Annotated in this window: 11 protein-coding genes and 4 pseudogenes; all 15 read left to right on the top strand. The window is 56.6% G+C overall.

Annotated features, from left to right (window positions below; translation table 11 throughout):
* Positions 1-437 (top strand): annotated as a pseudogene (locus tag ACJHYR_RS22175) (transposase); the annotation flags it as partial.
* Between the two features lie 39 nt (positions 438-476).
* A pseudogene (locus ACJHYR_RS22170) lies at positions 477-3,596 on the top strand (AIDA repeat-containing protein).
* Positions 3,597-3,716: 120 nt separating this feature from the next.
* Positions 3,717-3,908, top strand: a pseudogene (locus ACJHYR_RS22165) (hypothetical protein); the annotation flags it as partial.
* Positions 3,899-4,270 (top strand): annotated as a pseudogene (locus ACJHYR_RS22160) (hypothetical protein); the annotation flags it as partial. The pseudogenes ACJHYR_RS22165 and ACJHYR_RS22160, both read left to right, overlap by 10 nt.
* Positions 4,271-4,469: 199 nt before the next feature.
* Positions 4,470-4,574 (top strand): DUF905 family protein, encoded by a 105-nt coding sequence (locus ACJHYR_RS22155; RefSeq protein ID WP_106421522.1) that lies wholly within the window; start codon positions 4,470-4,472, stop codon positions 4,572-4,574.
* Between the two features lie 100 nt (positions 4,575-4,674).
* The gene (locus ACJHYR_RS22150) at positions 4,675-5,493 is read left to right on the top strand and encodes a DUF932 domain-containing protein (RefSeq protein ID WP_045147259.1); all 819 of its coding nucleotides are present in this window, start codon (positions 4,675-4,677) and stop codon (positions 5,491-5,493) included.
* Positions 5,494-5,597: 104 nt separating this feature from the next.
* On the top strand, positions 5,598-6,071 hold the full coding sequence (locus tag ACJHYR_RS22145; RefSeq protein ID WP_000860015.1) for an antirestriction protein: 474 nt from the start codon (positions 5,598-5,600) through the stop codon (positions 6,069-6,071).
* 11 nt (positions 6,072-6,082) lie between these two features.
* Positions 6,083-6,559 (top strand): RadC family protein, encoded by a 477-nt coding sequence (gene radC, locus ACJHYR_RS22140; RefSeq protein WP_001186164.1) that lies wholly within the window; start codon positions 6,083-6,085, stop codon positions 6,557-6,559.
* An 89-nt stretch (positions 6,560-6,648) separates the two neighbouring features.
* Positions 6,649-6,870: a DUF987 domain-containing protein gene (locus ACJHYR_RS22135; RefSeq protein WP_000692361.1), complete on the top strand. Its 222-nt coding sequence runs from the start codon at positions 6,649-6,651 to the stop codon at positions 6,868-6,870.
* 16 nt (positions 6,871-6,886) lie between these two features.
* Positions 6,887-7,531, top strand: coding sequence for a hypothetical protein (locus tag ACJHYR_RS22130; RefSeq protein WP_045145966.1), 645 nt, complete (start codon positions 6,887-6,889; stop codon positions 7,529-7,531).
* Between the two features lie 50 nt (positions 7,532-7,581).
* Positions 7,582-7,947, top strand: coding sequence for a type IV toxin-antitoxin system YeeU family antitoxin (locus ACJHYR_RS22125; protein ID WP_032289760.1), 366 nt, complete (start codon positions 7,582-7,584; stop codon positions 7,945-7,947).
* Positions 7,948-8,005: 58 nt separating this feature from the next.
* The gene (locus ACJHYR_RS22120) at positions 8,006-8,383 is read left to right on the top strand and encodes a TA system toxin CbtA family protein (RefSeq protein ID WP_000847116.1); all 378 of its coding nucleotides are present in this window, start codon (positions 8,006-8,008) and stop codon (positions 8,381-8,383) included.
* Entirely contained in the window at positions 8,380-8,868 is a 489-nt protein-coding gene (locus ACJHYR_RS22115; protein ID WP_000777671.1) for a DUF5983 family protein, read from the top strand. The genes ACJHYR_RS22120 and ACJHYR_RS22115 overlap by 4 nt, the downstream gene beginning before the upstream one ends.
* Positions 8,869-8,887: 19 nt before the next feature.
* Entirely contained in the window at positions 8,888-9,085 is a 198-nt protein-coding gene (locus ACJHYR_RS22110; protein ID WP_001349630.1) for a DUF957 domain-containing protein, read from the top strand.
* A 96-nt stretch (positions 9,086-9,181) separates the two neighbouring features.
* The gene (locus ACJHYR_RS22105) at positions 9,182-10,024 is read left to right on the top strand and encodes a DUF4942 domain-containing protein (RefSeq protein ID WP_029490447.1); all 843 of its coding nucleotides are present in this window, start codon (positions 9,182-9,184) and stop codon (positions 10,022-10,024) included.
* Positions 10,025-10,121 lie beyond the last annotated feature (97 nt).

Raw genomic sequence — 10,121 nt, 5'->3', positions numbered from 1 at the left:
GGGGAATGCCGGCAGAGCAGCGGCTTGCTGAACGTCAGCGAAAAACGAAACCGCTGTTGAAATCCCTGGAAAGCTGGTTGCGTGAAAAGATGAAGACCCTGTCGCGACACTGAGAGTTGGCGAAGGCGTTCGCGTACGCACTTAACCAGTGGCCGGCACTGACGTACTATGCGAACGATGGCTGGGTGGAAATCGACAACAACATCGCTGAAAATGCCCTGCGGGCGGTAAGTCTGGGTCGTAAAAACTTCCTGTTCTTCGGCTCTGACCATGGTGGTGAGCGGGGAGCGCTACTGTACAGCCTGATCGGGACGTGCAAACTGAATGACGTGGATCCAGAAAGCTACCTTCGCCATGTGCTTGGCGTCATAGCAGACTGGCCGGTCAACCGGGTCAGCGAACTGCTTCCGTGGCGCATAGCACTGCCAGCTGAATAACACATCCCCGTCAATACGGCTCTCGCTGTACGCTTACTAATGAAGCGACATCTGAACACCAGTTACCGGCTGGTATGGAATCACGTCACGGGCACCTTCGCGGTGGCCTCTGAACTGGCCCGCACGCGGGGGAAGCGTGCGGGCGTGGCTGCCGCACTGTCCCTTGCTGCAGTCATGTCAGCGCCCGCGCCGGCTGCTGACAGCGCTGTACAGGCAGGAGATACAGTGAATGGCGGTACGCTGACAAATCACGACAACCAGATTGTCTTCGGTACGGCCAGTGGCATGACCATTAGTACCGGGCTGGAGCTGGGGCCGGACAGTGAGGAAAACAACGGTGGGCAGTGGATAGATAATGGCGGGACAGCCAGCAACACCACGGTCACCGCAAATGGTCGTCAGGTTGTGATGACGGGCGGTACAGCCACTGACACCGTTATCCATGCCGGCGGGGGGCAGAGCCTCCGGGGGCAGTCGGTGAACACCACCCTGAACGGTGGTGAGCAGTGGGTACATCAGGGAGGCAGTGCTGTCGGTACTGTCATTAACCGCGACGGTTATCAGACCGTTAAACCCGGCGCAGTGGCAACCGACACCGTTGTGAATACCGGCGCTGAAGGCGGGCCGGACTCTGATAACGATGCCACCGGTCAGCTCGTGGCAGGGATGGCACTCTCCACCACCGTGAACAGAAACGGGCGGCAGGTCATTGCGGGCGAAGGTATGGCAGGAGAAACCACCATACAGGCCGGTGGCGACCAGTCGGTACATGGTCACGCTCTGTCCACCACCCTTAACGGCGGCAACCAGTATGTTCATCAGGGCGGTGTGGCACAGAACACGGTGATTAACGACGGTGGCTGGCAGGTGGTGAAGACGGGAGCGGTGGCTGAGAATACCACCATCAATTAGAAAGGAAAGCTGCAGGTGAATGCCGGTGGTAAGGCCACCGCCGTCACCCAGAATACGGGCGGTGCGCTGGTTACCGGTACGGCAGCCACCGTCTCCGGCACAAACCGTGCGGGCCACTTTTCCGTGGCAGACGGAAAGGCTGACGGCGTGCTGCTGGAGTCAGGCGGTCGTCTTGATGTACTGAACGGTCACACGGCCACTGACACCCGGGTGGATGACGGGGGCACGCTGGCAGTCCTGACCGGTGGTACAGCCACCACGGTATCCATGGGCAGAGGCGGTATGCTGCTGGCCGATTCCGGTGCCACTGTCAGCGGTCAGTATGACGGTGGAGGTGCCTTCAGTATCGGCAGCGGACACGCCTCAGGACTCGCGCTGGGCAAGGGAAGCGCCTTTACCCTGAAGGCCGGCGACAGCGCCCGTGACACCACCGTGAACGGCGGGCAGCTCACCGCGCAGGGCGGAACCCTGACCGGCACCACCACGCTGAATAACGGTGCCACGCTGACCCTCTCCGGGAAGACGGTGAATGACGGCACCCTGGTCACCCGTGAAGGCGATGCGCTTCTGCAGGGGGGCGTACTCACCGGTAACGGCAGGGTGGAAAAATCAGGAAGCGGCACACTCACTGTCAGCAACACCACTCTCACCCGGAACGCCGTCAGCCTTAACGAAGGCGCACTGACGCTGGCCGACAGTACCGTCACCACGGATATCATTGCCCGGCGCGGTACCACCCTGAGCCTGACCGGCAGCACCGTGCTGACCGGTGCCATTGACCCCACGGATGTCACCCTCACCTCCGGTGCCACCTGGAACATTCCGGACAACGCCACGGTGAAATCGGTGGTGGATGAACTCCGTCATGCCGGGAAGATTAACTTCGTCAGCACCCGCAGCGGAGCCTTCACGCCGGCCACCCTGACGGTGAAAAATCTCCGGGGACAGAACGGCAGCATCACCCTGCGTGTCCGCCCTGACCTGGCACAGCACAATGCCGACAGGCTGGTGATTGACGGTGGCAGTGCCACCGGGAAAACCACCCTGAACCTGGTGAACGCCGGCAACAGTGCGTCGGGGCTGGCGACCACCGGTAAGGGCATTCAGGTGGTGGAGGCCATTAATGGTGCCACCACGGAGGAAGGCGCTTTTGTTCAGGGCAACCCGCTGCAGGCCGGGGTGTATGACTACACCCTGACCCGTGACGGTGACCAGAGCTGGTATCTGCGCAGTGAAACGCGTTATCGCGCGGAAGTCCCCCTGTACGCCTCCATGCTGACGCAGGGGATGGACTACGACCGGATTCTGGCAGGCTCCCGCAGCCATCAGAGCGATGTGAACGGTGAAAATAACAGCGTCCGCCTCAGCATTCAGGGCGGTCATCTCGGTCACGGTAACAACGGCGGTATTGTCCGTGGGGCCACGCCGGAAAGCAGCGGCAGCTATGGCTTCGTCCGTCTGGAGGGGGACCTGCTGAGAACAGAGGTTGCCGGTATGTCTGTGACCGCAGGGGTATATGGTGCTGCGGGTCATTCTGCCGTTGATGTCAGGGATGATAACGGCTCCCGCGCCGGCACGGTCCGGGATGATGCCGGCAGCCTGGGCGGATACCTGAATCTGGTACACACGTCCTCCGGCCTGTGGGCTGACCTTGTGGCACAGGAAACCCGCCACAGCATGAAAGCGTCATCGGACAGTAACGACTTCCGCGCCCGGGGCCGGGGCTGGCTGGGCTCACTGGAAGCCGGTCTGCCCTTCAGTATCACTGACCATCTGATGCTGGAGCCACAACTGCAGTACACCTGGCAGGGACTCTCCCTGGATGACGGCCAGGATAACGCCGGTTATGTGAAGTTCGGGCATGGCAGTGCACAACATGTGCGTGCCGGTTTCCGTCTGGGCAGCCACAACGATATGAGCTTTGGTGAAGGCAGCTCATCCCGTGACACCCTGCGCGGCAGTGCCAGACACAGTGTGAGTGAACTGCCGGTGAACGGGTGGGTACAGCCTTCTGTTATCCGCACCTTCAGCTCCCGGGGAGACATGAGCATGGGTACAGCCGCAGCCGGCAGTAACATGATGTTCTCACCGTCACAGAATGGCACATCACTGGACCTGCAGGCCGGACTGGAAGCCCGTGTCCGGGAAAATATCACCCTGGGTGTTCAGGCCGGTTATGCCCGCAGCGTCAGCGGCAGCAGCGCTGAAGGTTATAACGGTCAGGCCACGCTGAATGTGACTTTCTGACAATTCTGCATTGCCTCTTTGTGGTCCCGGTCATCATGATCGGGACCCGGACCGGCGCAACGGATATTCAACGCCACATTCGCTGGCATTAACAATAACATGATATTTATCAGGGGGACTATGTTACAGATAGTCGGCGTGCTGATCCTGCTTATCGCAGGATTTGCCATTCTTCGCTTTTTGTTCAGAGCATTAACCAGCACAGCGTCTGTGCTGGCAGGACTCATATTGCTGTGTCTGTCCGGTCCGGCTTTACTGGCTGGCTGTATCACTGAACGCATACCCCGGTTATTTCATATTCGCTGGCGGGCGGCGTTCCGGGAGGAATGATTGCAGTGGTATCAGGAAAAATTGCCGGTACTCTGGCTGAAGAGGAGCGCATCAAAATTCCTGCCATGATTCAGGAGCAGGTGACGTGGCTTGCCGTCAGTTTCCTGCTGACCGAAAATGAAACTGAAAATCTGAACGCGAATCTGGCCCGTGTTATCGATCAGAATGCTCTGGAGATCATTTTCGCCGCCAGCGTACAGCAACGGGCAGCGACCAATATGTGAATCAAACCACTGGTAGTCAGTATCATCAGGCAACGCTCTGTTATGGAATATGAAGCATCACATCCCGGCAATATGGTTAACCACCCGGAAGAGGCATTACCCCCTGCGTGTCTGGCATAACGAGCATTCTGCTCCTTTACGTTTATTCCTTATTTTCCGGAATCAGATCCCGGTTAATACACCGGAATACCACCATGATGAAAGAAGTAAATACCATGATTCAGCCTCTTCCACACTTTGTGGCAGAGGCTATTAATCAGGAGAAACCAGAAATACCGGATCACACAGAGTACGTCTTAAGCGAAGACCTTTCTCACACGTGCAGGCGGTTTCTGCCATAACAGCTTACCGCAATGTATTTATCGAAGATGACCCGGGAACACATTTCCGGCGGCTTCACCTCAATGCTGAAGGACTTCGGTAAACCCTCATTCATTTCATCCATCAGGCCGCGTCTTCTCCGGGAGACGCGGCTTTTTCATTGATTACGTCAGTCAGTCTTAACCACTGATAAGGAGCAAAGTATGCGATTAGCCAGTCGTTTTGGTTATGCGAACCAGATACGCCGTGACCGTCCGCTGACACATGAAGAACTGATGCACCATGTGCCCGGGATTTTCGGGGAAGATAAGCACACCTCCCGGAGCCGGAACTATACATACATCCCCACCATTACCGTGCTGGAAAGCCTGCAGCGGGAAGGCTTTCAGCCCTTCTTTGCCTGCCAGACCCGCGTGCGGGACCCGGGACGTCGGGGATACACAAAGCACATGCTGCGTCTGCGCCGTGACGGGGAGATAAACGGGCAGCATGTCCCGGAAATCATTCTGCTCAACTCCCATGACGGTACCTCCAGCTACCAGATGCTGCCGGGTTACTTCCGGTTCGTGTGTCAGAACGGGTGCGTCTGCGGTCAGTCTCTCGGAGAGGTGCGTGTGCCACACCGGGGAAACGTGGTGGACAGGGTCATCGAAGGGGCTTACGAAGTGGTGGGGGTTTTTGACCGGATTGAGGAGAAGCGTGATGCCATGCAGTCGCTGATTTTACCACCACCGGCTCGCCAAGCGCTGGCACAGGCCGCCCTGACTTACCGTTATGGTGACGAACATCAGCCCGTCACCACCGCTGACATTCTGACGCCACGACGCCGGGAGGATTACGGTAAGGACCTGTGGAGTGCTTATCAGACCATCCAGGAGAATATGCTCAAGGGTGGTCTTCAGGGGCGCAGTGCAAAAGGAAAACGTATCCACACCCGGGCCATTCACAGCATTGACACCGACATTAAGCTCAACCGCGCATTGTGGGTGATGACGGAAACGCTGCTGGAGAGCCTGCGCTGATTAACGCGACGCTGTCAGTGCCCTGTCTTTTCTCTCTTATTCACTTATTCATTCACTTATTTCCTTAATTCACTTGTTCACTTATTCACTTAAGGATTTCACTTATGAAAACGGTTTCGCATGACTCTGTTTCCGCAACCACTGCATCCGGGAATAATCCACCTCAGCTGGTTGCCAGCCCAGTGCCTGACGAACAGCGCATCAGCTTCTGGCCGCAGCACTTTGGCCTCATTCCGCAGTGGGTGACCCTTGAGCCCCGAATCTTCGGCTGGATGGACCGTCTGTGTGAAGACTACAGTGGGGGTATCTGGAATATGTACACCCTGAACAACGGCGGCGCATTTATGGCTCCCGAACCGGGTGACGATGATGACGAAACATGGGCACTGTTTAACACCATGAACGGCAACCGCGCGGAAATGAGCCCTGAAGCCGCCGGCATTGCCGCCTGCCTGATGGCCTACAGTCATCACGCCTGCCGTACGGAGCATTATGCCATGACGGTCCATTATTACCGGCTGCGGGATTACGCCCTGCAGCATCCGGAATGCAGCGCCATTATGCGCATCATCGACTGAGGGGTGAGGTTATGCAACAGATTTCCTTTCTGCCCGGCGCGATGACGCCCGGCGAGCGCAGCCTCATTCAGCGGGCCCTGAAAACCCTGGACCGCCATCTTCATGAACCCGGCGTGGCCTTCACCTCCACGCATGCGGCACGGGAATGGCTGATTCTGCACATGGCGGGACTGGAGCGGGAAGAGTTCCGGGTGCTGTACCTGAACAACCAGAATCAGCTGATTGCCGGTGAAACCCTCTTCACCGGTACCATCAACCGCACGGAAGTGCATCCCCGGGAGGTGGTTAAACGCGCCCTGTACCACAATGCCGCTGCCGTGGTGCTGGCGCACAATCATCCGTCCGGTGAGGTCACACCCGGTAAGGCAGACCGCCTTATCACTGAACGTCTGGTACAGGCACTGGCCCTGGTGGATATCCGGGTACCGGACCATTTGATAGTCGGTGGCAGCCGGGTGTTCTCCTTTGCGGAACACGGTCTGCTTTAATCCGTCACCGTCACAGCCACCTTCATATTGTCACTTCAGTTTCTCTTTCTCAGCTGTTTCTCACTTTCACATTCAGGAGGACTGTTCTCATGAAAATCATCACCCGTGGTGAAGCCATGCGCGTTCACCGTCAGTATCCGTCATCCCGTCTTTTTCCGTTCTGTACCGGTAAATACCGCTGGCACGGCAGTGCTGAAGCGTATACCGGTCGTGAAGTGCAGGATATCCCCGGTGTGCTTGCCGTGTTTGCCGAACGCCGGAAGGACAGTTTTGGCCCGTATGTCCGGCTAATGAGCGTCACCCTGAACTGAGTCAGTGGAGATGCGGATGAGCAGAATTATCATCACCACCGTGTATACGCCGGATGAACTTTCCGCCACAGCACGGGAGAAGGCCCGTGAATGGTACCGTCAGCATCATGCTGACAGCAACTGGTATGAAAACGTGTATGAGGACTTCAGGACGGTCTGTGAGATTGTCGGGATTGCCCTCCGCCAGCGTGTTATCCGGCTCAGCAACGGCAGGTTTATGGAAGAGCCGTGCATCTGGTTCAGCGGATTCTGCAGCCAGGGGGACGGAGCCTGTTTTGAAGGACGCTGGCGCTGGCAGCCAGCGGCACCCCGGAAAATCAGGGAATATGCCCCGCAGGACCGTGAGCTTCATCGTATCGCGGATGCCCTGCAGGCGGTGCAGAAGCGTAACTTCCGGCAGCTTCAGGCTGAAATCCGCCACCGGGGACACTACTGCCATCCGTACAGCATGGATATCACCGTCACCCGGGACAGTCCGACCGGACAGGCAATGACAGCCAGCGCGGAAACCGTTGTCTGTGACGCCCTGCGGGACCTTGCCTTCTGGTTATACAGTCAACTGGAAAACGAGTACGACTGGCTGACCTCAGACGACGCCGTGGATGAGGCCCTTCTCATCAACGGATACACCTTCACCGAAGCCGGTCTGCGCGCCGGCTGACCCGTCATTGTTAAAACCATTCTTAACCGATTATCAGTGAGGACTTTATCATGTCAGACACACTCACCGGGACAACGCATCCTGACGACAACAGCGACCGCCCCTGGTGGGGACTGCCCTGCACCGTGACACCCTGTTTTGGTGCCCGTCTGGTGCAGGAGGGTAACCGCCTGCATTACCTTGCAGACCGCGCCGGTATCAGAGGCCGGTTCAGCGACGCAGATGCGTACCACCTGGACCAGGCCTTTCCGCTGCTGATGAAACAGCTGGAACTCATGCTCACCAGCGGTGAACTCAGTCCCCGCCATCAGCATACCGTGACACTGTATGCGAAAGGGCTGACCTGCGATGCCGACACCCTCGGCAGTTGTGGTTACGTGTATATCGCCATTTATCCGACACCGGCAACACCCTGAACCACCGCATAACCCCGGACAGCACTTCTTTATCATCACCTGTTACAGAGTACTTAAGATGAAAACATTCCCCGACACACACGTACGGGCAACATCGCGCTGCCCGTCTCCGGTTGAAATCTGGCAGACACTGCTCACCCGGCTGCTGGACCAGCACTACGGCCTCACGCTGAATGACACACCGTTCGCCGATGAACGTGTGATTGAGCAGCATATTGAGGCGGGTATTTCACTGTGTGATGCGGTGAACTTTCTTGTGGAAAAATACGCGCTGGTGCGTACCGACCAGCCGGGATTCAGCGCAGGAGCTTCATCGCAGTTAATCAGCAGCATTGATATTCTCCGGGCCCGCCGGGCGACCGGCCTGATGACCCGCAGCCACTACAGAATGGTGAACAACATCACCCTGGGTAAACACTGTGAGGTGAAACCATGAAACTGTCCCTGACACTGGAAGCCGACAGCGTTAACGTACAGGCACTGAACATGGGGCGCATTGTCGCTGACGTCGATGGTGTTAATCTCGCTGAACTGATTAACGTGGTCTGCGATAATGGCTGTTCCCTTCGTGTTGCTGATGAATCTGACCGGACCTCAGCAGACTGCATGCCACCATTTGCGGCCCTTACCGGCATACGCTGCAGTACCGCACATATCACGGAGCAGGACAATGCCTGGCTGTACTCGCTGTCGCATCAGACGAATGACAACGGCGAATCAGAATGGATTCATTTTACAGGCAGCGGATATCTGTTACGTACTGATGCGTGGTCGTACCCGGCTCTGCGGCTTAAACGCCTGGGTCTGTCAAAAACGTTTCGTCGTCTGGTTGTCACTCTCATCCGGCGTTATGGCGTCAGTCTCATTCATCTGGATGCCGGCGCTGAATGTCTGCCGGGTTTTCCCACTTTCGACTGGTAACCGGGACAAAAGACACCGTATGAAATCATTAACCACAGAAACAGCACCGGATATTCTGATTGCGTGGCTGCAGGACAATATCGACTGCGGCTCCTGCATTATCTTCGACAACGATGAGGATAAAACGGATTCGGCAGCACTGTTGCCCTGTATCGAACAGGCCAGGGAGGATATCCGCACCCTGCGCCAGCTGCAGCTTCAGCACCAGAACCTGTGAGTCTCACTCATCATCTCACTCACCACGATTCATTCCACTGACGCCAGTCCGAATACGGCTGGCGTTTTCATTTATCTGCAAAAAGGAATATCGGTTATGTCTGATATCACAGTCTCCCGTCCGGAAACGCTTAACGGACATACGGACGTTATCTGCTCAACCAGTATCCGGCACGTTGTGACGGTACGGAATGAAGCACTGCAACAAACCGAAAGGCTTATCCGGCAACTGGCAGAAATCTCAGTAATGACAGAAAGCATCGGAGGTAAAACGGCCCGGGACTGGGCCGTGAAACAGGATTTTCGCTGTGGCTGCTGGCTGATGGAAAAACCGGAAACCGCAATGAAAGCCATCACCCGGAACCTTGACCGTGAAATCTGGCGTGACCTGATGCAACGCTCCGGGATGCTGAGTCTGATGGATGCACAGGCGCGTGATGAATGGTACCGTTCACTGGAGGAGGATAATTTTCCGGAAATCAGCGAAGCGAATATCCTGAGTACGTCTGAACAACTGCACCGTAACAGGGATGAAATGGCTGAACGGGGCGTCATCAACCTCTTCAGAGGACTGAGCCGGACGCACAACAGCGGGTCACCCTGTAAATTCGGCAGTAAGATTATCCTCAACAACCTGGTGAAATGGGACTGGTGGGGATTTGGTCTGAACCATGGTCCGCAGGCCGGGCGGCTTGCCGACCTGGAAAGGATACTGTATCTGTTCAGCGGTAAACCCATACCCACTGACCGGGACAATATCCTCATTCGTCTGGATGAGCACATCCGGTCCGTTCAGGGTGAAGCATGCTATGAGGATGAGATGTTCAGCATCAGATACTTCAGGAAAGGCTCCGCGCATATCACGTTCAGGAAACCGGAACTGGTTGACAGACTGAATGATATTATCGTCAGACACTATCCTGACATGCTGGCAGTATAGCTTTGCCCTGTATGCTCAAAGATCGGAAATTGTCTGATAAGATGTGATCGAGGCTCATACAAACCGGTTTCAGATGGCATACCCTGTGGCATACTGC

The organism is Escherichia sp. WS1450, assembly GCF_046487395.1.
Lineage (GTDB): Bacteria > Pseudomonadota > Gammaproteobacteria > Enterobacterales > Enterobacteriaceae > Escherichia > Escherichia coli.
Note: the sequence above shows the minus strand (reverse complement) of the source record. Positions and strands in the feature narration are given on the sequence as shown.

Coding starts and splice junctions, on each gene's coding strand:
- ACJHYR_RS22125 (WP_032289760.1), top strand. CDS start 7,582: ATGTCAGACACACTCACCGGGACAACGCATCCTGACGACAACAGCGAC.
- ACJHYR_RS22110 (WP_001349630.1), top strand. CDS start 8,888: ATGAAATCATTAACCACAGAAACAGCACCGGATATTCTGATTGCGTGG.
- ACJHYR_RS22135 (WP_000692361.1), top strand. CDS start 6,649: ATGAAAATCATCACCCGTGGTGAAGCCATGCGCGTTCACCGTCAGTAT.
- ACJHYR_RS22120 (WP_000847116.1), top strand. CDS start 8,006: ATGAAAACATTCCCCGACACACACGTACGGGCAACATCGCGCTGCCCG.
- ACJHYR_RS22145 (WP_000860015.1), top strand. CDS start 5,598: ATGAAAACGGTTTCGCATGACTCTGTTTCCGCAACCACTGCATCCGGG.
- ACJHYR_RS22130 (WP_045145966.1), top strand. CDS start 6,887: ATGAGCAGAATTATCATCACCACCGTGTATACGCCGGATGAACTTTCC.
- ACJHYR_RS22115 (WP_000777671.1), top strand. CDS start 8,380: ATGAAACTGTCCCTGACACTGGAAGCCGACAGCGTTAACGTACAGGCA.
- ACJHYR_RS22150 (WP_045147259.1), top strand. CDS start 4,675: ATGCGATTAGCCAGTCGTTTTGGTTATGCGAACCAGATACGCCGTGAC.
- radC (WP_001186164.1), top strand. CDS start 6,083: ATGCAACAGATTTCCTTTCTGCCCGGCGCGATGACGCCCGGCGAGCGC.
- ACJHYR_RS22105 (WP_029490447.1), top strand. CDS start 9,182: ATGTCTGATATCACAGTCTCCCGTCCGGAAACGCTTAACGGACATACG.